The 22,387-nt window shown below is 62.7% G+C and carries 19 protein-coding genes and 1 pseudogene; 5 read left to right on the forward strand and 15 right to left on the reverse strand.

Features of this window, described 5'->3' with window-relative positions; genetic code table 11:
• Nucleotides 1-377: 377 nt before the first annotated feature.
• Nucleotides 378-758, forward strand: a complete 381-nt coding sequence (locus AC1DF4_RS15340) for a VOC family protein (protein WP_476913686.1) — start codon at nucleotides 378-380, stop codon at nucleotides 756-758.
• 3 nt (nucleotides 759-761) lie between these two features.
• On the opposite strand, the gene AC1DF4_RS15345 is transcribed toward AC1DF4_RS15340, so the two are convergent.
• The 3 genes from AC1DF4_RS15345 to AC1DF4_RS15355 form a co-directional block, all read right to left on the reverse strand.
• The gene (locus AC1DF4_RS15345) at nucleotides 762-1,640 is read right to left on the reverse strand and encodes an alpha/beta hydrolase (RefSeq protein WP_476913687.1); all 879 of its coding nucleotides are present in this window, start codon (nucleotides 1,638-1,640) and stop codon (nucleotides 762-764) included.
• A gap of 135 nt (nucleotides 1,641-1,775) precedes the next feature.
• The gene (locus AC1DF4_RS15350) at nucleotides 1,776-2,525 is read right to left on the reverse strand and encodes an ArsR/SmtB family transcription factor (protein ID WP_476913688.1); all 750 of its coding nucleotides are present in this window, start codon (nucleotides 2,523-2,525) and stop codon (nucleotides 1,776-1,778) included.
• A gap of 185 nt (nucleotides 2,526-2,710) precedes the next feature.
• Nucleotides 2,711-3,064, reverse strand: a complete 354-nt coding sequence (locus tag AC1DF4_RS15355; RefSeq protein WP_476913689.1) for a prefoldin domain-containing protein — start codon at nucleotides 3,062-3,064, stop codon at nucleotides 2,711-2,713.
• A 150-nt stretch (nucleotides 3,065-3,214) separates the two neighbouring features.
• Between AC1DF4_RS15355 and AC1DF4_RS15360 the strand changes: the two genes are divergently transcribed.
• Nucleotides 3,215-3,694 (forward strand): DUF2975 domain-containing protein, encoded by a 480-nt coding sequence (locus tag AC1DF4_RS15360; protein WP_476913690.1) that lies wholly within the window; start codon nucleotides 3,215-3,217, stop codon nucleotides 3,692-3,694.
• Nucleotides 3,694-3,900 carry a helix-turn-helix domain-containing protein gene (locus AC1DF4_RS15365; protein ID WP_476913691.1) on the forward strand — a complete coding sequence of 69 codons (207 nt, stop codon included), beginning with the start codon at nucleotides 3,694-3,696 and terminating at the stop codon, nucleotides 3,898-3,900. The genes AC1DF4_RS15360 and AC1DF4_RS15365 overlap by 1 nt, the downstream gene beginning before the upstream one ends.
• A gap of 675 nt (nucleotides 3,901-4,575) precedes the next feature.
• Here the strand turns inward: AC1DF4_RS15365 and AC1DF4_RS15370 are convergent.
• The 3 genes and pseudogenes from AC1DF4_RS15370 to AC1DF4_RS15380 all read right to left on the reverse strand — a co-directional run.
• Nucleotides 4,576-4,704: pseudogene (locus AC1DF4_RS15370) on the reverse strand (IS3 family transposase); the annotation flags it as partial.
• 82 nt (nucleotides 4,705-4,786) lie between these two features.
• Entirely contained in the window at nucleotides 4,787-4,921 is a 135-nt protein-coding gene (locus AC1DF4_RS15375) for a recombinase family protein (protein WP_476913692.1), read from the reverse strand.
• 281 nt (nucleotides 4,922-5,202) lie between these two features.
• Nucleotides 5,203-5,406: a hypothetical protein gene (locus AC1DF4_RS15380; protein WP_476913693.1), complete on the reverse strand. Its 204-nt coding sequence runs from the start codon at nucleotides 5,404-5,406 to the stop codon at nucleotides 5,203-5,205.
• A gap of 109 nt (nucleotides 5,407-5,515) precedes the next feature.
• Here AC1DF4_RS15380 and AC1DF4_RS15385 point away from each other — a divergent pair, with 109 nt between their 5' ends.
• The gene (locus AC1DF4_RS15385; RefSeq protein WP_476913736.1) at nucleotides 5,516-7,123 is read left to right on the forward strand and encodes a hypothetical protein; all 1,608 of its coding nucleotides are present in this window, start codon (nucleotides 5,516-5,518) and stop codon (nucleotides 7,121-7,123) included.
• Nucleotides 7,124-7,531: 408 nt separating this feature from the next.
• Here the strand turns inward: AC1DF4_RS15385 and AC1DF4_RS15390 are convergent, their stop codons facing one another.
• Nucleotides 7,532-7,885, reverse strand: coding sequence for a hypothetical protein (locus AC1DF4_RS15390; protein WP_476913694.1), 354 nt, complete (start codon nucleotides 7,883-7,885; stop codon nucleotides 7,532-7,534).
• A gap of 572 nt (nucleotides 7,886-8,457) precedes the next feature.
• Between AC1DF4_RS15390 and AC1DF4_RS15395 the strand changes: the two genes are divergently transcribed.
• Nucleotides 8,458-10,761, forward strand: a complete 2,304-nt coding sequence (locus tag AC1DF4_RS15395; protein ID WP_476913695.1) for an nSTAND3 domain-containing NTPase — start codon at nucleotides 8,458-8,460, stop codon at nucleotides 10,759-10,761.
• Between the two features lie 314 nt (nucleotides 10,762-11,075).
• Here AC1DF4_RS15395 and AC1DF4_RS15400 read toward each other — a convergent pair whose 3' ends face one another.
• The 8 genes from AC1DF4_RS15400 to AC1DF4_RS15435 form a co-directional block, all read right to left on the reverse strand.
• Nucleotides 11,076-12,707 (reverse strand): alpha-amylase family glycosyl hydrolase, encoded by a 1,632-nt coding sequence (locus AC1DF4_RS15400; RefSeq protein WP_476913696.1) that lies wholly within the window; start codon nucleotides 12,705-12,707, stop codon nucleotides 11,076-11,078.
• Nucleotides 12,704-13,630, reverse strand: a complete 927-nt coding sequence (locus AC1DF4_RS15405) for a carbohydrate ABC transporter permease (RefSeq protein ID WP_476913697.1) — start codon at nucleotides 13,628-13,630, stop codon at nucleotides 12,704-12,706. Before AC1DF4_RS15405 ends, AC1DF4_RS15400 begins: the two co-directional genes overlap by 4 nt.
• Nucleotides 13,627-14,703: a carbohydrate ABC transporter permease gene (locus AC1DF4_RS15410; protein WP_476913698.1), complete on the reverse strand. Its 1,077-nt coding sequence runs from the start codon at nucleotides 14,701-14,703 to the stop codon at nucleotides 13,627-13,629. The genes AC1DF4_RS15405 and AC1DF4_RS15410 overlap by 4 nt, the downstream gene beginning before the upstream one ends.
• An 85-nt stretch (nucleotides 14,704-14,788) precedes the next feature.
• Nucleotides 14,789-16,108, reverse strand: coding sequence for an ABC transporter substrate-binding protein (locus AC1DF4_RS15415; RefSeq protein WP_476913699.1), 1,320 nt, complete (start codon nucleotides 16,106-16,108; stop codon nucleotides 14,789-14,791).
• A 136-nt stretch (nucleotides 16,109-16,244) separates the two neighbouring features.
• Entirely contained in the window at nucleotides 16,245-17,252 is a 1,008-nt protein-coding gene (locus AC1DF4_RS15420; protein ID WP_476913700.1) for a substrate-binding domain-containing protein, read from the reverse strand.
• Between the two features lie 401 nt (nucleotides 17,253-17,653).
• Entirely contained in the window at nucleotides 17,654-18,289 is a 636-nt protein-coding gene (locus AC1DF4_RS15425) for a DUF6308 family protein (protein ID WP_476913701.1), read from the reverse strand.
• A 145-nt stretch (nucleotides 18,290-18,434) separates the two neighbouring features.
• A complete protein-coding gene (locus tag AC1DF4_RS15430) occupies nucleotides 18,435-20,108 on the reverse strand; it encodes a nuclease-related domain-containing DEAD/DEAH box helicase (protein WP_476913702.1) in 1,674 nt (557 codons plus the stop codon).
• A gap of 1,646 nt (nucleotides 20,109-21,754) precedes the next feature.
• The gene (locus AC1DF4_RS15435; protein WP_476913703.1) at nucleotides 21,755-22,333 is read right to left on the reverse strand and encodes a DUF7255 family protein; all 579 of its coding nucleotides are present in this window, start codon (nucleotides 22,331-22,333) and stop codon (nucleotides 21,755-21,757) included.
• Between the last annotated feature and the right edge of the window lie 54 nt (nucleotides 22,334-22,387).

Genomic DNA, 22,387 nt, shown 5'->3' on the forward strand with positions numbered 1-22,387 from the left:
TCGCCGCGCTCTGAGCGTAGTCAATCACGGGAGCCCACTCGCTGTTCTTTCGTTCGAGTATCCGGCGCGTTGGGCAGGAGGTCGGGGATTCCGCACCAACCAGACGGCGTCGTTCGGCTGCAGCCGGCCGTTGCCGGACCTTTCAACCGGACGTGAGGAACCACCATGTTCCGCAGGACCAGATCGGTCCATAATGGCCACATAAGCATCTGGGACCCCTTGCGCTGGTGATGAATGGCGTGGCGTTGAAGAGTCCCAGGTGGCTGCCCCGGCTCGGCGCACGGGGCGGTCACGGGCCCCGGACCAGGACTCCGGGGACCCAAACCGGGGGGAGCAACGCCATCGCTGCGATCATCAACGCATAGAAGGGAATCATCATGCTCAAGGATTCAAACATCATCGCTGTCCTCGCCGCGAAGGACATCAACAGGGCGAAGGATTTCTACCGGGACAAGCTGGGGATAGAGCCCTCCGATTCCATGGAGGAGGGGAGCCTGATGTACAGCTGCGGCCAGGGAACAGGCTTCCTCATCTACCAGACGGAGAATGCAGGGACAGCCAAGAACACCCAGATGGGCTGGGAAACAGACAATCTCGAACAGGAGATGGAGGAACTGCGCGGCCGCGGCGTCGTCTTTGAAGAGTACGACTTCCCAGGCCTGAAGACGGAAAACGGCGTTGCCACCGCCGACTGGGGGAAGGCAGCCTGGTTCCTGGACAGCGAGGGCAACATCATTAACATCGCCCAGCGCGCGTAGCGGCTAGAGATTCCGGAGCCAGTCCTGAAGCAGGGGCAGCACGATCCTGCTGTTCATTGCACCGATGTGGTCCAGGCCGGGGAGGACACGCACCTCCCAACCGGCGGCCGTGAGCTCCCGTTCGTGGGCGGCGAGGGGCTCGCCGATTCTCACCTGCACGTTGTCCCAGGCCGGGCCGTAGTCGATCCTGTCTGCCGAGCCGGCAAAAGCCAGCCGCGCAAGACGCGGCGGCAGCGTCACTTGGGCGTCGTCGAAGCCTTGAAGCGCCTCGTATAACGTGACGAATTGCCGCATCTGCGCCTCTGATGTCTGGACCGGGAAGGCGTCCCAGTCGCCCGGCTCAATCTCGCTGAGGTCAATCGCGGCGACACCAGCCTCGACGTCGGCCGGCTGGCTGTGGGCGGCCGCTTCGGTGGCCATCCTGTGCGCCGACCGTGTAACGGAGAGCATGCTCTTGTAGGGGCCGTCGAGAGGCGGAAAGCCGCCCATGGCCAGCGCCCAGAGCCGCTCCGTGCGGACGGCAAGCTGCAGGCCGGCCAGCGCCAGCCACGAGTACCCGTAGTACGCGAAAGTATCGGCCCCGACCGCGTCCGCGATCGCCAGGAGGTCGGCGGCTAAATTGGCCGGGGTCAGGGTGTCCGGCGCAGGTTGTGCCATCCGGTGGCCCTCGTAGTCCGCCGAGATGACGCGATGAGAGCGGGAAAGACCCTGCACCAGGTTCGGCCCCAGCTCAGGGTCCGCACCCCACCGCCGCATCGTCTCGGCTTCGGACGGCGGGTAGGGCTCAATCCGGACCGGCAGCAGCACGGAACGCCCTGCTCCTTGGACCGACAGGGGGATGGCAGTGCTGTCGTGCAGGACAGCTTCAAGAGTGTGGGGCACGTTTCCTCCCGGGTTCTTCAGCTGCGGCTACGTAATACCGCCTGCAATTCTCGAACGACTCGGTCCGCCGCGGTGCAGTTCCACCCGCTCTACTGTCAGGAACGGTCCCTGCGAGAGCACCAGGCGTGAGCCGGCTCAGGTGTACATAAGGGAGCCGGGAGTCGTGAGGAGCTCGCCGGTTTCCAACCAGGTCTTCAGGCCGGAGAGGATCATCGGCCAGCCGCCATAGAGCTGGTCGTTGGCGCCTTCGCGGAGCTGGTCGTGGGTGACGGTCAGGCGGCAGGAATCACCCACGGGTTCGATCTCCCAGGTGACCCGGGATGTGCCTTCGGCCTTGACGTCCTCGCCCCAGAGCGCGCGCATGCTCTGGACGAGCCGGCGGGGCCGGTCCACCTCCAGGTTTTCGCCCTCGCCGAGGGGTTCCCCGCCCTTGGTGGCCATCTCGAACCGGGATCCCGGCGTCCAGTCCGAGGTGACGACGGACCCGAACTGGTACTTGCTGCGGATCCCGCCGTCCGTGATGGCCTCCCAGAGTCGCTCCGGGGTGGTCTTGATATAGATTTCGAAGATCTTTTCCATGGGACTTTCCAATCTGGTTTTGAGGTCGCTGAGGCCAGCGGCCCATGGTTCGGCATACTTGCTCACCCAGCGGTCGTGGACCAGCCGGATGGGCACCGGATTCAGGAAGTGGAGTTTCTCGCGCCCCCGACGGCGGGTCAACACCAAGCCGGCGTCCTCCAGGACCCTGAGGTGCTTCATCACGCCGTAGCGGGTCATCTCGAAGCGAGCCTCAAGGGCGTGGAGGGTCTGCCCGTCGTTCCTGAAGAGCTCATCCAGGAGATCGCGGCGGGTGGCGTCGGCCAGGGCCTTGAATACGGCGTCCACAGCTCCAGAATAGGTGACTGATTGGTCACATGTCTAGGGACTTTTCGGTGCCGGTGGTGCGTTCCTGAGCGGCCGAATTTGCCTCGAAGACCTCCGCGACTGCGCGTAGCGCGCTGGGCATAGTGACAAACAGAGGAACCCCGCAGTGCCGGGCACTGCGGGGTTCCTCTGTGGCTAGGCGCCTGTTACTCGGAACCGGGTTTCTGTTCCCGGTCCCGGAGATTCTTCTTGATCTCGTCGAACTTCTCCTTGATGACCCGTTCCGCCTCCGAGAGGGTTTTGCTGGCACTGCTCAGGGGATCCAACTGAACGTAGACGTTCTGGCCGACGGGCACTTCGTACTCGTCCTTCAGATGCGTGCCGCCGCCCACGCCCCGAAGGGACAGGTAGACCATAGCGTCTGTGCGGGCAACGCCGGAGAGTGTTCCGAAGACAACTGTGAAGTCGTTAGGTTCAAAGCTCACAGTCTGACCGATATGGCTGCGGTCCAGGTCGCCGGCTGCGACGGGCTTCTCGGACGGACTTCCGCTGTAGCTCATGAACTTCTCCTATAAGTCGAGGGACACGTACCCGAGCAGTCTATATACGAGGCCCGTGCAGCTCCGGCGGTTCCGCTGGCGGCGAGGACGCCGGGCATGGACCATGTGCAATCGATTAACTTTCGATAGCTAAAGGCCGAAACTCGATGCATGCAATTCACTCGATTGGCTGTCATCGCCCTTCGGATTGTCCTTGTTGTGGCGTTCCTCCTGTTGGTCCTGTTCCAGGTCATGTCCCTCCCCGGGCAGTTCGCTCACATGGCGCAGGAGAATCCGGACCGCGCGTTCCTGCAGTGGCCGCTCACCATCTTCTCGATCCTGGAGGTCGCCTGCGTTCAGGTGGTGATCGTAAGCACCTGGAAGCTGCTCACGATGATCAAGCACGACAGCATCTTCAGCAGCGGCGCACTGCGATGGGTTGACGCGATCGTCTGGGCCATTGCCGCCGCGTGGACCATGCTGGCGGTGCTGTCCGCTTCCGTGGTGCTCAGCGCGGATGACCCCGGCCTGCCGCTCCTGCTGTTCCTGATGTTGGTGGCCGGCGCCGCCCTGGGCCTTGTGGTCGTGGTGCTGCGCGCGCTGCTTCGGCAGGCTACGGACCTTCGCACCGACATGGAGGCGGTGATCTGATGCCCATCGTGGTGCGCATCGAGGTCGAGCTGGCCAAACAAAAAATGAGCGTGGGCGAGTTCGCCGACCGCGTGGGACTCACCCCGGCGAACGTGGGCGTGCTCAAAAACGGCCGGGCGAAGGCTGTCCGCTTCAGCACCCTGGAGGCAATGTGTCGGGTCCTCAAGTGCCAGCCGGGTGACCTGCTGGAGTACGTCGAGGAGTGAGCGGGTGTGACGGCGAAAGGCCTTTCAGATGTTCCGGCACCAGCGGCTGCCGGAGCCCTGAGAGACGGGCTCAGTCCCGTAGCACCCCCCGCGGCGTTGTTCGGCTGCGCCAGCACCGATCCGATCCAGCATCGTGATGAGATGGTGTCGCCATCGATTAGGACTCGGTTGCCCGATCAAACTGGGGTCGTGAGGCTCGCGCCCCGGGCACGCCGTGATGCACGTAGAGGGACATCGAGTATTACGCCGGCAGCTAGAAGGTCTGCCTGCTGCTGGCCGGTGGACTGCTGCCGCGTCGAAACGCGCATGCGCATCTGATCGGCTTCGTCATGAGGCGCTCCGCTGTGTCGTAACTCAAGGTGGCCACCCCGCTTCATTCGGAAGGTTTCGAGACATGGCTACGGCAATTGCTGGCCGCGGACGAGCCCACACCATTCCGTGGTAATTAGGGCCCTCCCATCTGTCGCGGTCGTTCAGTCGGTGAGACGCCTCGTATTCCAAGGGTTGTGAGACCGCCCCTGCTCCGGTTGGGAGACCTTCACAAGGCGATAAATCGGCCAGGGTGTCTGGAAGGCGTCGCGGAACGACGCGGAAAGCGTTCACCGGGCGCGCCAGCGCAAGTGCTTCAAAGTAGGGACTGCCCCGGCTTTTTGTTGACTCGGGGTCTTAGGCCGCTATGAGCGCGGTCCGGAGTACCTGGCGTGTGAGCCACCGCTGACGGTCCAGGACGTTCCTCTGCAGCAGCGAGAAGAAGGATTGCATTGCGGCGTTGTCCGCGCACGCGCCCACCCGGCCCAGAGACCCTCCGGCACGTTCTTTCAGGTCGTAAACCAGATTTATCGTGTCCCGCGTTGTCCGTCCCAGCCGGTCCAGGCGTAACGCGGCCTCAAGCCCGCGCGATCCGTAGTGGCGCCGGACTTCTTATCCGAGAAGATCGTCTCAATGCCGCGGCCGTCAAGGCATCCAACTGCCGGGCGAGGTTCTGCTTCGCCGTTGATACACGCGCATAACCAATCTCCATGCCGAAACCGTACGGAGAGTTATCCGTGTGACAGGGGATTGTGGCAGGGGATTTAGAACCACAAAAGGGACAGTCAAGTTACGAGGCGATTCGGCTTGGCGGGGTGTCCCACCGAGAATGTCCCGTTTCCAAGGAGTGGAACACGGCCGAAGTCGTCTCTTCTATTTGGATTTTTGTTCAGTTTCTGGCACAAGTCAGGCAGTTCCTTGTTCCGGTCCGAACCCGCAACGGCAAGGGCGTGCGAGCCGTGCTGCAAATGGACTTCTTAATATCATGCATTTTCAATCAATTTTATCGGAGTGGCGCCAGAGTTTGGCTGTTTCTCTGCTGGCCATGACGAACGAGTCGAAGGTTACTTTGCAGTTGTCGGCCACAGGACGCCAACCTTCATATAGCGCAGGGTTTGACAGAAAGTGGATTGCCAGCCCGAGTTTGGCGAATTTGCTTGAGCCGAATACACGCCGAGCAGGTTTGGGATGAGCCATGGTGATCTTCTTTCAGATGAGTATGTATTGCATGTTCAAAAAGGCTAACACCATTTTTGATTCTTGCACAGTAGTGACAGTCCTGTGCACCATGCGCTAGAGTCTGAGTATGACACCCAACGCCATCGCTGTGGACAAAGCGCAGCTCGTCCGTTTCCAGAATGAGGTTTCCTACCTCGATCGAATTCATCCGTCGGAGGATGAGATGCGTGACGATGCGGAGCTTCTGAACTCGAAGGATGGCCTTCTGATCATCGCTTGGCTCTGGCCGAGCCCGCTCTATCTGGAGAGCGATGATCCGTTCCACGTCGCGTCGCGAGTAAATCAGGCAGTGTGGGAGAATATCGCCAATCTCTCGCCGGGCATTGGTGCAGAGAACAGAACTGCGGCTGTTGAGTTTGCGTTGAAACGCCGAGTCCAAAGACAGCGCGAAGTCATCGCTCATCGCTTTGATCGAATCATTAAGTGGACAGCGGAGACGGTTGATTGCTCCATTGAGGACCTCAAAACCCACCTGAAATGGTCGGTTCCTCTCACCGACCTAGAGCTGGATCGGCTGCTCACCGGGTGCACGCCATTCGCGTTCCCGGTCATTGTCAGACTATGTAGCGCCCTCCAGCTGGAATTTGTTGACGTTGGCTTCCAAATCGACCTGGACGGCCTACTGCACCGCATCGAACGGTCAGTCGTTGCGAGCAGTATCTCCAGCCAGCTGCAGTACCTCACCATCGATAATCTCGAGAGCATCGCGAAGAAGCTTCCACGAGGATCCGCCGATGCTGGGCGGGCACAGGACCTGGATGTCTATCATGCTCCCCAGCTCGGTGGCCGCTATTGGTCGCTTTACACGGTCCTCGCCGCAGACGAGAGGGTTGCCCCTGACTACACACTCGCCGAGATTGACCGCTTCCTCGTTGAGGCTGGCGAGAAGCGCCTTCCTGCCAGCGCCACCGCTGACCGGTCCTGGTGGTCGGGAAGCGGAACGAAGTCTGAAGGGCGCCCCCAAATCAGCGCTTGGTGGGCGGCTGGCTACCGAATCCGAGAGGTTGCAACCTCTCCTTCGTCTGGCCAGATCACGGCGGTCGGGTTTGCGGCTCTTCCAGGGAGAAGCGAGTGGCTGTCCAACCCAAATCGAACGGTTCAGCGGGACTACCGAGTCCGCGGCTCGGAAAAGGTGTGGATCTACCCCAAGCTTGACGGCGCCATCGCCGGGCTGACTGTGCTTGCAGAGGCGATGGAAATGGTAGCGAAGGAAGTCGATATCCAGGGACTTGCAGCGGCGCTGACTCCGCTTGCAAAGGCGACTGAAATGGTAGCGAAGGAAGTCGATATCCAGGGACTTGCAGCGGCGCTGACTCCGCTTGCAAAGGCGGCTGAAGTGCCAACAAAGGAAGTCGACCTCCAAGGCTCCAAGGCCGGCCCGACTGGAATGACAGCAGCCCTCCAGCGAATTACAGAGCTGAATCTCTCGCGCGCCAAGCTCGAAGCCAACGTACCTGATGACCCAGACGTACACCGCCTGGTTAGGTTCCTTGGTGAAGTTGGCGAAGCCACCCGCGCCCAGATCGAGGGCCACATCAAAGAGACGCAGAACTTGGCAGTGGACCCGGCCTGGATGAAAAATCTGTTGACGAAAGCGAGACGTCAGGGCTGGACGGTCAACAACGGAACACGGAACCAGCCGAGATGGGCAGTAAAACGGTCGGCGGAACGATAAGCGGGCGCCATACGCTGGAGAGGGCACGGACACTCCGCCGCCGAGGCGTTCTTCCGCTGGACCTCCGGCCAGTCCCACGGCCGGGAGAACCTCCCCGCCACGGCCGCCGGGCCGCCCGATCAGGAGCGGGAACCCTACCAAGGCCGGGCGGATTAGAAGGTCACAGGTTCCCTCGGCCAAGCGACATCTCCGACGCGGCCTGGCTCATCGCCACCCGTGACCGAACGCACCGAACCGACCGCATAGGACTGGTCCGATTCGGAAAGTGACTGTCGTCAGTCCCGCAGGACCCACACGGCGTTGTTGGGCTGCAGCCAGCCGTCCTCCGCCAGCGGCGCGGCGCTGAGGAGCACGGTTCCGGCCGGGAGCTGCATAGGTTCGGTGCCCATGGCGACCGCGACGAAGAAGTCAGCGCTGCATTCGCAGATCAGCAGGTTCCCAGCCTCGACCCGCCAGGTGCCGCCGTCGTCCGGGCCGAAGACCTCCGTCTTCCACAGCAGCCGGCCCCAGCTCCAGTGCCTCGGTGACCGGCGCCAGCGAGGACTCCGGGTCCTGCTGCTGGAGTTCGATTGCGTGTGTGCCCCTGTTCACAGGCTGCGGCAGCCACGGCACTGATGCCTGAGCCGCGGCCGCTCCTTCAGTCAGCGGGAAACCGTGGTTCAGCGCATCGTCCGCGGTCCACGGCAGCGGGACGCGGGCGCCGTCGCGGGAGCCGCAGCCGCGGGCCCACATCGGATCCAGCGGGACGTTGACCTCGGGCACCCCGAGCTCCTGCCCCCCGGTAGAGGTACGCCGGGCAGCCCCAGCAGGGCCACGAGAGAAACCCGGGCCCGCAGGGCGCCGACTTCGCCGCCGCCGAAGCGGCTCGCGGAGGGGACGATGTCGTGGTTCTCCACCGCTCACGTGGGTGAGGCGCCGTGCAGCTGCCGGGCCGTCTCGAGCTCGAGCACACGCGGTACTTCTCCGGATGTGTAGTGTATCGGTGAGTAACAGTTCATGCAGGGGGAAACGTGCACATAGAGCGACTGGCCGGGTTTCTTCTGATTCCCCTTCCCATGGGGCATCCGATGCGGATTGGAGTGGGGTGGATAGGTAGCGTCGCCGGGCTCTTCTTCCCCTGAGAATTGGCCCGAAGGCCGCGTTCAGTGGAGCGACGGCCGCACCCCCGGCCACACCGTCCGAAAGGTGTACGCCTGCCATTGATGAGGACTGGCGCTCAGCCAGATGCGATGACGTAGGCAGCCCGGCCCCGTAGCGGCTGACGTCGCCGGCGGGTCCGACGCTAGGGCTGACCACGTGACCATTCCCCACACCCAAGTTTCGACAGAGGCCTAATGTCCCACAACCTTGAAGCACTAACACCTTTCGACTTCGAATCCCTGGCCAAGACAGTTCTGGACGCCTCGCTCGGCTTGGACCTCGAAATTTACAAGAGTGGCAGGGACCAAGGCATTGACTTGCGACACGCCTGGAGCGGCAAAGAGGGCGAGCTTATCGTCCAGTGCAAGCACACGCCAGAGGCGACAATTCGGAGCTTGCAGCGGCAGTTCAAGAATGAAGAGCTTCCGAAGATAAGCAAGCTAAAACCGAATCGCTACGTTGTCTTTACTTCTGCAGCGCTGTCCAAGGCGAATAAGGCCGCCCTTAAAAGGGACATGGCCCCCTACATCCTCCGCGAAGGCGACATCTATGGACGTCAGCAGATCGAACACTTCCTGGAGAATAATCCCGACGCCGTCAGATCCCACCTCCGCCTGTGGCTGACCAGCAGTAGCGTGCTGCAAGCTGTGCTGCGTCAGGACGTGGCAATGCGCTCGTCTGATCTCATGGGAAGAATCGAAGCCCAGTTGCCGATATTTGTCGACACTCCGTCACTTCCCAGGGCGCAGGAGATACTGCGCCGACGCCGAGTCTGTCTCATTTCGGGTCCCCCCGGTATAGGTAAGACAACGCTCGCTCACATACTTTGCGCGGAGCTAATGGCGGACGGTTACGAGGCAGTGCACGTCGCAAGTCGCATCTCTGAGGCCCGCAACCATTGGCAGGCTGACAAGAAGCAAGTGTTTATCTTTGATGACTTTCTTGGTCGCTCCGCAAAAGGGGACAACCTTGATCGAAATGAGGACGAAGATATCATTCGTTTCGCCGAAAAGGTCTTTTCGACACCAGACAAATGCTTCATAATGACGACGCGTGGTTACATTCTTGGACAGGCCAGAGTCATCTACGAAAGGCTCTCGAGTCCCACTCTAAGGCTGTCCGAGTGCCTACTGGAACTTGAAGATCTGGACCTGCGTTCGCGTGCCATGATTCTCTACAATCATGTGTGGACAACAAATCTGGATCCTTCAAAAAAGGCACTCTTCGCCGATAAAGACAACTTTTGGCCGATCCTACGGAGCAAGAATTACAGCCCACGCCTCATAAGTGTCAGCCTGGAGATCTACTCAAATGGATTGGATGACTCAAAGCTAACAGCTCCCCAGCTAATGCTCCGCAACCTCAATAGGCCGCTTGACTTGTGGCATCATGCAATTTCCAGAGACCTCTCAGATGAGGCTAGGGGGCTGTTGGATCTCATGGGAACCATTGGCGCGCAAGTGTCCTTGTCGAAGCTGAGATATATGTGGGCAGAGCTGGGAGACCCCAGGAGCGAAGCTACTGTGGAAGATCGGTTTGAAGCGATCCTCGAGATTCTGGAAGGGGATTTTATCGCCGTTGGCGGTTCCGGGGACGATCCGATGCTCATGACCGCAAATCCATCCATTGATGACTACATGGCTTTTCGGCTCCGGGATCGAGTGCGTCTTTTAGCGACGTTCTTGCTCCAAACTCCATCTCATCGTCATGTCGAAGGCATCCAGCGGGTCTTCGAGAAGCGCCTTGACTTTGACGAAAAGGACACTCGGGAGGGTGCGTGGGGAGAGTCGATTCAGCAGAAGGTCTTTGCCGCCTACATGCGACTACTGCACGAGCCTGATCCTCTTGGCGTCGGGCGGCTCAATGCAGGCCAGGAGCGATGCAGGCGACTAACCTCCCTTTGGAGCGTGGCGACTTCCGGGACCGAGATCGAAGCGGTGTTGAAGCTTACGTCGGAACTCATAGAGTGCATAGACGAAGGCTCAGCCATGTTTGACTGGGATTGCGTGGACGACATCGTAGGACTATTGATCCAGCTTGAAGGTCATCCAGAAGCCAGCCTGGCGCAAGGCCGACTAGTGGCTGAGCTGGAGTCGGCCGTCCGAGCCACACTCGGCACCTGGGACGGCGCTCAGGAGTCACTTTCCGAGGTACAAAGACTTGCCGACCCGGGTCAGTTGAACCTCGAGTCGTTGATCGAAGAAGCGCTCCACGATCATGTGATCGAAGCTCTGAAGGAGTGGCAACATATCGACGAGGACAATGAAGGTAGGCGTCTGGATGGCATGGTCGACTCCGAGCTGGAAGGAATGCTCGAGTATGCATCCAATTATTCAGAGCCCGAACGAACGTTTCCTGGCTATGACCAGGCATCGAACTATGCGATCGCAGTTTCCAGACGCCGGGAGTTGAGGCGGGGGAGTCAGTGGGACGGAACGACCGCCCGTTCGACGACGGCCGATTTCGACGTCGCCGGATTGATGAAGGGCCTCCGCTAGGGCGGAGCTAACCCGTCGGCGACCCTGTGTTCGGTCGACTAGCCTCTCTGGGCGAACACCCGTCTGATGTCGGATGGAATGCTTCCCGGCCGTTGATTATCAGCCCCTGGGCTTAAGCCCATGCGCGGATTTCACCAGGGGCGGTCCCCGCGACGGCGCTGGATTTCCGCCCCACGTGTCGAGGTTTAGATGTCCTGCGCGCCGCCCACGCCCCGATGCGCTATCACTTTCGGTCGTTCTGAGCGCTGAGAACAGCTACAAGTGATAGCGCAACGGGGTGTGTCTGGAAAGTGGACGGCCCGCTACGGCACGAGTCAGTCCCGCAGCACCCACGCGGCATTGTTCGGCTGCAGCCAGCCGTCCTCCGCGAGCGGGGCGGCGCTGAGCAGCACCGAGCCGACCGGCAGCCGCACCGGTTCGGTGCCCATTGCGACGGCGACGAAGAAGTCGGCGCTGCGTTCGCAGATCAGCAGGTTCCCCGCTTCGACGCGCCAGGTGCCGCCGTCGTTCGGGCCGAAGACCTCCGTCTTCCAGAGCAGCCGGCGGAGCTCCAGAGCCCTGGTGACCAGCGTCAGCGAGGACTCCGGGTCCTGCTGCTGGCGTTCGATCGCGTGTGAACCCCAGCCTTCGGGCTGCGGCAGCCACGGCACTTGAACCGCGGCCGCAGCTTCAGTCAGCGAGAATCCCTGGCTCAACGCATCGTCCGCGGTCCACGGCAGCGGGACGCGGGCGCCGTCGCGGCAGACGCCGCCGCGGGCCCACATCGGGTCCACCCGGGACTCCAGCGGCACGTCGACCTCGGGCAGCCCGAGCTCCTGGCCCTGGTAGAGGTACGCCGGACCCGGCAGACCCAGCAAAGCGACCAGCGCGGCGCGGGCGCGCAGCGCGCCGACCTCCCCGCCGCCGAAGCGGGTCACGGAACGGACGATGTCGTGGTTCTCCAGCGCCCACGTCGGGGTGGCGCCGTGCAGTCGGCGTGCGGCTTCGAGCTCATTCCCGACGGCGGCCCACGCCGCCGGGTCCCAGCCCAGCTTCACAAACGCGAAGGCGAAGGCCTGCTGCATCTCGTCCGCGCGGGTGTAGCGGGCGGCGCGGGCCGGTTCCAGGTTGACCTCGCCCACCAGCAGGCGGTGCGGCTCGTACTTTTCGGCCAGGGTGCGCCAGCGGCGGTAGACCTCGTGGACTTCTTCCTGGTCCGAGACCTGCGGGTTGGACCGCAGCCCGTCCACCACTCCGCCCTCGGAGGGCGAATCCGGCAGCCCGTCGGCCTTGAACAGGGCATGCGCGACGTCGATCCGGAGTCCGTCCACGCCCTTGTCGAACCAGAAGCGAAGCACACCGTCGAAGTAATCGCCGACGGCGGGATTGCGCCAGTTCCAGTCCGGCTGTTCGGGGGAGAACAGGTGCAGGTACCAGTCCGTGTCCGTTTCGGAGTCCGGGTTGGCGCGGCTCCAGGCCCGGCCGCCGAAGACGCTCTGCCAGTTGTTCGGCGGGACGCCGCCGTCGGACATGTCCACCGGACCCGGGACGAAGTGGAACATGTCCCGTTCCGGCGAGCCCGGCCCGGCCGCCAAAGCAGCCTGGAACAGCGGGTGCTCCGAGGAGCAGTGGTTGGGGACGACGTCGAGCAGGACCCGCAGGCCCAGCGCGTGCGCCTGAGCCAGCAAAGCATCGAACTGCTCCATGGTGCCGAACAGCGGGTCCACACCGCAGTAGTCACTCACGTCGTAGCCCTGGTCCACCTGCGGGGAGGGCTGGAACGGGGTCATCCAGATGCCGTCGACGCCAAGGGCGGCGATGTACGGCAGCCGGGCGGTGAGCCCGGCGAGGTCGCCCACGCCGTCGCCGTCGCCGTCGGCGAAGGACCGCGGATAGACCTGGTAGATGACGGCGGACTGCCACCACTCCGCGGCGGGCGCCAGGGCGGTTTCCTCGACAGGGCTCATTTGCTGGCGCCGGCGGTGAGGCCTTCGACGATCCGGCGCTGGAAGACCAGCACCATGATCACCAGCGGGACGGTGACGATCACGCCTGCGGCCATCTGCTCGCCGAACGGCGCCTGGAATTCGGTGGCGCCGGTGAACTTGGAGATCGCTACGGTGGCGGTCTGGATCTTCGGGTCGTTGATCATGGACAGCGCGATGATGAATTCGTTCCAGCTGTGGATGAACGTCAGGATCGCGGTGGTGAAGACGCCCGGCGCGGCGAGCGGCAGCAGCACGCGGCGGAACGCCTGCCACTTCGTGCAGCCGTCGATCATGGCGGCCTCTTCGAGGTCGAACGGCAGGGCCTTCATGAACGTGGTGAGGTTCCAGACGGCCAGCGGGATCGCGAAGGACAGGTTGGGCACGATCATCGCCTGGTACGTGTTGATCCAGCCGATGTCCGTGAAGAGGCGCAGCAGCGGGACCACCACGGAGATGCCGGGGAACATCGACGTCGCGATGATGACGCCCAGGATCAGCGACTTGAAGCGGAAGTTCAGGCGGGAGATCGCGTACGCGGCGAAGACGCCCAGGATCAGCGCGAACGTGGTGGTGGTGCCGGCGACGATCAGCGAGTTCAGCAGCGCCTGGCCGAACATCGTGGAGCCGTCGAACACCTTGGCGTAGTTCTCCAGCGAGAACGGCGCCGGCAGCAGGGTGTTGACGAAGATGTCCGCGGTGCGGCGCAGGCTGGAGACCAGCATCCAGTAGAACGGCGCCAGGCAGTAGGCGAAGATCAGGGCCAGGCCGGCGTAGACGCTGTACGAGCGCCAGGTGCGCTTGGGTTTGCCGGCTTTCGATGAGCCGGTTACGACGGCGGCAGTCGCCTTGGGCGAGCCAGCGCCGGAGTCGGCGGCGGCGTTGCGGAGGTCGGAGATGGTCATCGGGTGGCCTCGGCCTTCTTCTGTTCGGAGTTGGCCTGGGCAGCCTGTTCAGCTGTCGCCTGCGCCGCGATGCGGTTCTTCCGGGCACTCTTCTTCGACAGCAGCTTCAGTTCCTTCGCGCCGGTGACGTCGGCGCCGAGGACCTTCACGAAGACGATCGCGACGACGGCGACGTACAGGAAGAGCATGACGGCGAACGCGGAGGCCGAGCCGTAGCGGAGCTGGTTGGATTCGTCCCAGGCCAGCATGGAGAGGGTTTCCACGGATTCCTTGCCGGGGCCGATCAGGACGAAGGGCAGGTCGAACATGCGCAGGGCGTCGAGCATGCGGAACAGCACTGCGACCAGGAGCGTGGGCTTGACCAGCGGGAGGGTGATGGAGCCGAGCTGGCGCCACCAGCCGGCACCGTCGATCCGGGCGGCTTCGTAGACTTCGCCGGGGATGACCTGCATGCCGGCGAGGACCAGGAGACCGATGAACGGGGCGGTCTTCCAGACTTCGGCGATGATGACGGCCACCTTGGAGGCGTTGCCTTCGGCGGTCCAGAGGATTTCGGAGCCGAGCAGGTTGTTGGCGATGCCGTCGGACTGGAAGATCCAGCGCCACAGCAGGCCGGAGACGGCGGTGGGCACGGCCCACGGGACCAGGATGCTGGCGCGCAGGAAGGACCGTCCGCGGAAGGCGCGGTTCATGGCGAGGGCCAGGCAGAGGCCCAGGACGGTCTCGAGGAAGACCGTGGTGAGCGTGAAGAAGGTGGTGTTGGCGAAGGCGTTCAGGAAGCGCCGGCCGGACTCGCCGACGAAGAGGTCGGCGTAGTTGGCCAGGCCCACGAAGGATTCGACATCGGAGACGAAGCCGTCCGCGTCCAGGCCGGATTCGGCGCGGAACAGGGACTGGTGCACCGCGGAGAGCAGCGGGTACACAATCACCAGGGCCAGCACCAGGATGGTGGGGGAGAGCAGCATCGCGGCCATGCGGCCTTCGCCGGGGGAGCGTTTGCCGCGTCTGCGCGGGCTTCCTGGCTTGGGCGTGCCGGTCTGCGCGCCGGCGGGCGGGGCGGTCGTCGTCGTCATGCTGGATACCTAACTGGAGTTGCAGCTGCCTGGCCGGCCGGGGTGGACCGGCCGGCCAGGCGTGTGGTCTGAACTGCGGGCTGAGTTACTTGGACAGCTCGGTGAGCTTGGCCTGCATGTCCTTCAGGGCCGTGTCCGTGTCCTTGGCGCCGGTGATGGCCGCGTAGGCCTCCTCCTGGATGGCCTTGGTGGTGGCGCCGTACTGGACCACCTTGGGGCGCGGCTGGGCGTTGTTCAGCGAGGTCAGCAGGGTGGGGAAGAACGGGCGCTTGGCGACGACGGCGGGGTCCTCGAACAGGGAGGCGTACACCGGGGCACGGGAGGACAGGGCGAGGCGCTTCTGGGCCTGCTCCTCGCTGGTGAAGAACTTGACGAACTCCAGCGCGGTGGCCTTGTTTGGGGTGAACGGGGAGATGGCGAGGCTGCGGCCGCCCAGGGTGGAGACGCCGGGGCCGTCGGTGCCGGGGATGGAGGTGATGTTGAACTTGCCGTTCACCTTGCTGGAGCCGTCGGTGGCGCTCAGGGAGGCGTGGAGGAAGGGCCAGTTGCGCATAAAGACGAGCTTGCCGTCCTGGAACGAGCGGCGGCCTTGCTCCTCGAGGTAGGTGATGGCGTCGGACGGGAACATTCCGTCCTTGAAGCCGTCCACCAGCAGGTTCAGGCCTTCCTTGGCTTCGGGGGTGTTGACGGTGGGCTTGCCCTCGGCGTCAACGATCGATCCGCCGGCGGAGGCCACGGCCTCGGAGAAGTTGACCGTGAGGGCCTCGTTCTTGTCGAACTGGCCGGTGTAGCAGGACATGCCGGCGGCTTCGGGGAGCGCCAGGATCGCCTTGCAGGCGGTCTTCATCTCGTCCCAGGTCTTGGGCGGGGCGGCGATGCCGGCGGCCTGGAGCAGGTCGGAGCGGAAGTAAAACAGGGCGCCGTCGGTGTAGTACGGGGCGCCGACCAGGGAGTCCCGGTAGGTCGCGGCGTTGACCGTGGCGGGGATCATCTTGTCGGTGGGCACGGCGTCCGCGGGCAGCGGCAGGATCCACTTGTTGGCGGCGAACTCGGAGGTCCAGACGACGTCCAGGTTCAGCACGCTGAAGGTGTCCGACTTGATCTGCGCGTTCTGGATGAGCTGCTGGCGCTGCTGGTCCGCGGAGTCCGGCAGTTCGATGAACGTGACCTTCTCCTCCGGGTGGGCGGCGTTCCACTCCTCGATGGTCTTGTTCGCGGCCCCGGAGGCGTCGCGGTTGGAGACATAGTTGATGGGGCCCTTGCCCTCGAAGGACGCGGCGGCGGCCTTCGGGGTGCTCTTTGCTTCCGTGCCGGTCCCGCCGCAGCCGGTGAGGGCGACGGCGGCGACCGTCAGGGTTGCGGTGGTGGCGAGAAGAGTCTGCCAGGTGCGGCGGCGCTGCCTCATGTGTTGCTCCTTGTTCATTGGGGTGGTGCGTTGCGGGTGGTGCGGGTGGTTTGGTGCAGGCGGAATCGCGGCGGCTGGCTGGTTGGTGGCACGGGGGAGTGCCGGCTGCCGCCGGTGGTGGGTGGTTTTGGTGGGGCTAGCCGGTGGGTTCTGGGGTGCCGGCCGGTGTCGGACCGGGCGGCGCGGTGGAGCCGCGCTCGATCAGCCGGTGCGGCATGATCTTCGGCCCCAGGTCGCGGGAGCGGAGCAGCTTCTTCACGGCCATCCGCCCCATCTCCTCGAGCGGCTGCGCCATGGTGCTCAGCGGAGGGTTCACGTGCAGGGAGGTGGAGGTGTTGTCGAAGCCCAGGACGGAGACGTCCTCCGGCACCCGGAGCCCGCGCCGCTGCAGTTCATTGACGACGGCGGCGCCCATCTCGTCGCTCATCGCGAAGACCGCGGTAAGGCCCGGTTCCTGCTGCAGCAGCTCATCGACGCCGGGAGCGCCGCTTTCGTAGAAGAAGCTGCCGGTCGCGGTCACCGGGGTGCAGTTCGCCTCGGTCATGGCGCGGAGGTAGCCGCGTTTCCGGGGCTGGGCGACATAGATCGACGCCGGGTCGCCCGTGAGGAGGCCGATGCGGCGGTGGCCGAGCCGCAGCAGGTGACGGGTCGTGTCGTAGGCGGCCTGCTCGTCGTCGATGGCCACGCTGGGTGAGCCCGACTTGTCGCTGATGGCGACGGAAATGATGGGGACGTTGGGCCCCAGCAGCTGCCTCGTCTCCGGCGTGATCACCGCGGAGATGAGGATGACGCCGGCGGCCCGGTAGGTGCGCAGCGTCCGCAGGTAGCCGGCGATGTAGGCGGATTTGGCGCCGGTGCGGCCGAGCATCACGGCGTAGCCGCGTTCCTGGGCTTCCTCCTCGACACCCTGCATGACCTTGGAGGCGAGGGCATCGGAGACCATGGGGGCGAGGAGCCCGATCACGGAGGTCTGCCGGGTCTTGAGGCCCCGGGCGAGGTAGTCGGTTTCGTAGCTGAGGCTCTTGACCGCGGTCTCGACCCGTTCGCGGGTTTCGTCGGAGTAGCCCACCAGCCCGTTGACCACCCGGGAAACAGTGGCGGGGGAGACGCCGGCGTGCTTGGCGACATCGCGGATGGTGACCACTGTTCCTCCTCTCTGAGGGTGCCTGGGGGTGCTGGCATGCTAGCTGTTGAGTGCGTTACGCAAACGGTTTACGTAAACGGTTTCGTTGCGTGCAGGATCAACAGTAAGGGGTGGGCGGGGGATCGCGTTGCGTTTCGTAAACGGGGTGCGACCAAGCGAAGCGCTCCAGACGGAAGTTACAAGTGTGGGCAGCGACGCAGTACGTATGAATGAGAAGACGTACAGCCTCGCTGAACGCGGGCGCGCCGTCAGGACTAGTGCGTAGTGGCGGGGTGTGTCCAACGCCGATGGTCCCTCGGTGGGGCAGTGTTCCGGGGTACCAAGGAGCAACTGAGGATGATCAGGGTGGAGCTTGGCGCCATGCGTGCGAGTGTTGCGCCGGCATTTGTGCCCCTACGGCCTCATCGGGACCAGCTAAGAATGTCCAAGATTCGGAGATCGCCTAGGGCTGAGAGCTGGCCGGTTTCGTTGCCCTGCATAGTCAGGTCCTCGCGAAGTTGCTTGAGCGCATCCTTGTTGGACATGACGTCGCTGCGGATGGCTGCCCAATACATCCTTTTGAATCCGCGCTTCTTGCATTGTTGTGCCGCATTAGTTGCCGGGACTCGGTAGAGATCCATGAGACGCGAATCCAAGATGGGGTAGAGGTCTGGGCGTTTGAAGTGCAGGACCTTTGATGCCTTAGCCCAACCCACTCCGCGCAGATCAGTCATCAGTGAGTAGAGATCTTGCATCGCGTCATAAAGTCCGTCGTCACTGGCTGGATCGGCGTCTTCGATGCAGGCGCTTGGGGCGATTGCTGCCCAACTCTTGCTCCAGGTTGCGGATTTCCTCTCCAACTCCGACTGCTCCGCGCGAGAGAATCGTGAGTGAATGATTCGTGTCATCCAGATCTCGTCCGCGGTGAGAATATTCGGATCTCCTTTGTCGCCGAAGTCGTACTTCGTCAGCGTGTCTGCGTACCGTTTGCCGTAGTCGATAAGCGTCGCCATCGGCTCGGACAAAGTGCGGCCCGCTATGGAAATCCTTGCCGTCATTGTTACTCCTTGAAGTCTGGCTTGGTGTGTTTAGCCGCCAAGTTCACAGTTCCCATGCTGTTGCTGGACTTCGGACAGTGAATTGGCGGTCCGTCGGCGCGATGTGCGCAACGCGGCCGTCAGCACTGTTGCCGAAATAGCAGGGTCAAGCTTGAGAGGGCTCCCAAAGCTCTGCCCTTGAGAGCGCGGTCTTTAACTCTCGGCCACCTGCTTCCTCCAGCAGGGTGCTATCACCGACGACCACCAGCAAGCTCCTAGCCCGGGAGAGGCCAACGTAGAGCTGTTCCGCGGCGCGCTCCATGTCCTTAAATCCGTTTACGCATAGCACCACGGCTGACCGCTCGAGGCCCTTGAAACCCAGCACGTGGCCATAGAAGACGTCTTTGTTCGCGTGGAAGTCGAGCCAGTAGTCAGCGATGGTGCCGGCGTCGACATGCTCCAAGTGAGCCGGGTGTCGAGATTTGGTGGTGAGGAGAGCTATCTGGTTGTTGGACCAGCCTTCGTCCATGAGCGCCTCGACGCAGTCGTCGGCGGCGTTGAGGGCGTCGTCTGTGAAGCACTCGACTCTCCGGACCGGCAGCCCGGTGCCACCCCGCGGAGTGAAGTGCTCACCAGCGAAGGACTTGAAGGTCTCAGCGATTTTCCTGGTGTTCCTGAGGTTCTCATCGATGTGGATGGGCACTAGATCCGCCGTGGGATGCTCACCGTCCGAGGCCGCGCCCCACCTCCTGTAGACGTCCTGCCGGTCGTCCATAAACGCGTAAACCTCACCGCCGTCGGGATTTGTGGTGCAGGCGAGCAGGGACTCCCACCACAGCGGGGCAAAGTCCTGCGCTTCATCGACAACGACGGCGTCAAGCCGGTCGTGCGGGTCCATCTGGGCCGCCAGGTTCTTCAGGAGTCGGGGCATTTCCTCCTCGAAGTAATTCGGCTCCGAACCGTCCGGGACCCCTAGCCCGCGCACGTACTCGTGGAATTCCCCCGTGAAGACGGGCTTCGCTTGCCGCCAGCCCGCCACCTGCTGCTGCAGGTACTGGCTGAGGCCCTTGTTGTAGCTGAAAAGGCCGACCCGTTTGCCTTGCTTGCAGAGGAGCCGAGCCTTTTCCACGGCCAGCCACGTTTTCCCACTACCTGCGCCGCCGGTGAACTTGACCCGCGGCAGAGACCGAGTGGCCTGCAGCAACACCGTCTGCCGTTCAGTGAGGTGATCTTGCGCGTCTTCGGCTTCCTTAGGATCCTGGGGCTTGGCGCGGTCGTCTCCCAAAGTTCCGCTGAGTACGCGGACGATTCGCTCCATGAACGCTGGTGCCAGCGGAGATGACCCGCCACCTTCCCGCTCGATGGCGGCGCGGACCAGTTCGGCCGTGGAGGTGGTATTGGCCCTGTCTAGGACGAGTGTTCGGGGGCAACCTGCCATCTCCCAGTCCGGAGGGACGTCCGTGTACGGAAAACTGACCATGTAAGCGAAGCGGCTAGTCAGGCGACTCCCGAGCTGAGCCTCGATCCAGTTCTTGAAGGCGTGCGTGGATCCCTGGGACTGCACCACGGGGCTCTTGAGAGGCCGTTTCCCGGAACGATCCGATTGATACCACTGCCCGTCAGCGACGCTGATCTGACCGCCCTTGACTTCGATTGCCGCTATCCCGACCCTCGGCCACAACACCAGCAGGTCAATTTCGAATTCCCGTGCTCCGTCGCGCACCTGTACCGAATGGGCAAGGACTGCGTCATCCGGAAGGCTATTCTTCAGCGCCTCCCAAACGACTTTCTCCGCAACCTGGCCGTCACCGAAGTCCGGTTCCTCCGGAATGCATCTCACTGCTGCCCCCTGCGATTTTTGCCTAGATAAACGGAATCACTTTTGCTAAGCCTAAGGTGCGGTCTAAACATTCCACAGCAACGCCAGGAACGCAGCGTTAGGGTTCACGCCCGGCAGCACTTGTCGAAGTAGAGCCAGCGCCTCCAACTGTGTATTCCATCCCACGGGTTTCGTGCAGCGCGGTTTCAAAGATGCGGGCCCGCGCCGATGTCCTCCTCCGGAACCCGCACAACGATGGCGTCTGGCTAGGCGGCGTGAGTTCGCTTGAGCAGGTTGCGGAGCTGAGGATCAACACGCTGTCAGGCATTGAACGTATCCGCGGACAACTGACAGCGGTCGCGGGGCCGCAACATATACTCTTGCCCCTTATATGCCAGTAAGGCAGTGATGCTTGTGTCTTTTTCCTACTTAGCCTGAGTTTTCGTCATTGCACCTTAGTTGCCGGGCTCGGGTGATCAAGCGAACGCCTGAGACGAGACAGCAGGCCGCTACTAGGAAGAGGAAAACGGCCGCGCCGATTCCGTTGGAATTGTGATTGATAGGGTTCCATATGCTGACCAGCAGCCACACGAGCATGGGTATGGCGATCACAAGGAGGCACCCGCCGCAGCCGGCGCTCGAATCCGCCTGCAAAGCTGGCTGTCTGCCTTGCTGGTCATACGCCTGACTAATTCCGGGCGCTGTTGAGTTGATATGCACCGGAAATCTCACAACTTCCATCCGGCCCAGGTCCATGTACGACAAATGACCCTCGTCTATGAATACCAATTGGTCGGGCTGCAGGGAGACATTCTCGGTCGATTCCCACACCTCCGGAACTGACGCCTCAAAAAGTCGCTGAAGGTGAAGGTGAGTGCCGCCTGTGCCGTGCAGTGCCCTCCGCAATGTGAATGGTTGAGATGTGGTGCTGGTCCGTGGCCTACTAGAGGGCTGCAACTCGGGGTTGCGATCGCTTCGATGAGCTGCGGCTAGTTTCCGACGACCTTTAGTGGGTGAATAGATGAGCGGTGCTATGCGGCGACCGCGCGTCGCTCCCGTACCTTGTGCATCGGAACTAACCGTGCACGGATGCTTTGGCCATGGGGGGCCGATCTCGTCAAAATAGACACGGCTCCCGAACTCGTTTGCATAGAAGTAGACAGGAGCGCCACAAACGGGACAGCGGCCGTTAGGCTTCGCCCAGCGAATTGACCACGGCGGGGGCGCTTTGGGAGCGACCACGCGCGTACGAGGAGACTTGGAATTCGAGGCACGATATGGATATTGCTGTCGGCGAGATCGCGTCACGGTATGGCTGGAAACCCAAACTCGCTGTCCGTTGGGGCCTCGACGATAGTGACCGCGGCGGCGATACGTTGTCATTGGGCGATCCTAAATGCGGGTGATGTCCGGAACAAACGCAATTCTTGCATTCTCTGGTCGGTTCTTATCGGCGTCCGAATGACGCCAAGGCGGGCGAAGGCTCGCAGTCCGAAGAAGCGCCATGCCGAGTGGCATCCCCGCCCTCCACAGCGACTTGCAGCCGGCTGTCTCCGTAATGTAGTCGAGCTCGAACAGAGCATCGCACGCCAAGGAGCCAACGCGTGATCGGCGACCGCCAAGTTGTCTTGATGCGGAGCCTGGACCACGAGCCTCCGGGCCTACGTTTAATGAAGAGCCCGCAAAATCCGTTCTCGATTCCTTTCGAAAGCCGCAGCGCCGTTGCCGTCGGGTGCTGGAACGCGAATTATGGGTGGATGTCCCATCGCCGGGGTGGCGAGATCGCGAAGAGCGTCGTAATATGCGCGCTGCCGCTGCCGGCCGCCAGACCCGAAGGCTGCCGCAGTCTTCGCCTGCCGGTACTTGTCGGCCTTCGGAGCGAATTGGCGGCAGAGTTCTTGATACTCCTTAACTCCGAAATCCAAGGGATAACCGGCTGGGTAGTACTCGAATGACTTCAGTCGGAAGCTGGTGAAGTGCTGTAGTTCGTCGATCTCAATGATCGTTCCAGTCTCAACGTGGATGAAGTCGCCTGGCAAAGCCGTCGTTCGTTTCGCCGCTTGCTCAGTGGCCTGACCTCCGAGGGACACGAAGATGTCATGTAGCGGGCCGGTGACGTTAGAGGCTCGATCGGGTAAACCGAAGTGCCCTCTCTGATTGAGCCACGGTGTCTTGCACCGAGCCAATTCCAGACCCTCACAGCGAGCGGCTTCCAGAAACGCATTCTCACAATCCCCAACAGGCATGGAGCCAGCATAGAGGTGTGCTCCACGGTCAACGAGTACTTTGATGCAATCGCC

The sequence above is a fragment of the Arthrobacter sp. 05N429 genome (assembly GCF_056397045.1).

Bases quoted from the DNA above. Each gene is read 5' to 3' on its own strand.
- AC1DF4_RS15425 (WP_476913701.1), bottom strand. From the start codon at position 18,289: ATGACGGCAAGGATTTCCATAGCGGGCCGCACTTTGTCCGAGCCGATG.
- AC1DF4_RS15435 (WP_476913703.1), bottom strand. From the start codon at position 22,333: ATGCCTGTTGGGGATTGTGAGAATGCGTTTCTGGAAGCCGCTCGCTGT.
- AC1DF4_RS15415 (WP_476913699.1), bottom strand. From the start codon at position 16,108: ATGAGGCAGCGCCGCCGCACCTGGCAGACTCTTCTCGCCACCACCGCA.
- AC1DF4_RS15360 (WP_476913690.1), top strand. From the start codon at position 3,215: ATGCAATTCACTCGATTGGCTGTCATCGCCCTTCGGATTGTCCTTGTT.
- AC1DF4_RS15395 (WP_476913695.1), top strand. From the start codon at position 8,458: ATGTCCCACAACCTTGAAGCACTAACACCTTTCGACTTCGAATCCCTG.
- AC1DF4_RS15340 (WP_476913686.1), top strand. From the start codon at position 378: ATGCTCAAGGATTCAAACATCATCGCTGTCCTCGCCGCGAAGGACATC.
- AC1DF4_RS15375 (WP_476913692.1), bottom strand. From the start codon at position 4,921: ATGGAGATTGGTTATGCGCGTGTATCAACGGCGAAGCAGAACCTCGCC.
- AC1DF4_RS15410 (WP_476913698.1), bottom strand. From the start codon at position 14,703: ATGACGACGACGACCGCCCCGCCCGCCGGCGCGCAGACCGGCACGCCC.
- AC1DF4_RS15400 (WP_476913696.1), bottom strand. From the start codon at position 12,707: ATGAGCCCTGTCGAGGAAACCGCCCTGGCGCCCGCCGCGGAGTGGTGG.
- AC1DF4_RS15385 (WP_476913736.1), top strand. From the start codon at position 5,516: ATGACACCCAACGCCATCGCTGTGGACAAAGCGCAGCTCGTCCGTTTC.
- AC1DF4_RS15355 (WP_476913689.1), bottom strand. From the start codon at position 3,064: ATGAGCTACAGCGGAAGTCCGTCCGAGAAGCCCGTCGCAGCCGGCGAC.
- AC1DF4_RS15365 (WP_476913691.1), top strand. From the start codon at position 3,694: ATGCCCATCGTGGTGCGCATCGAGGTCGAGCTGGCCAAACAAAAAATG.
- AC1DF4_RS15380 (WP_476913693.1), bottom strand. From the start codon at position 5,406: ATGGCTCATCCCAAACCTGCTCGGCGTGTATTCGGCTCAAGCAAATTC.
- AC1DF4_RS15405 (WP_476913697.1), bottom strand. From the start codon at position 13,630: ATGACCATCTCCGACCTCCGCAACGCCGCCGCCGACTCCGGCGCTGGC.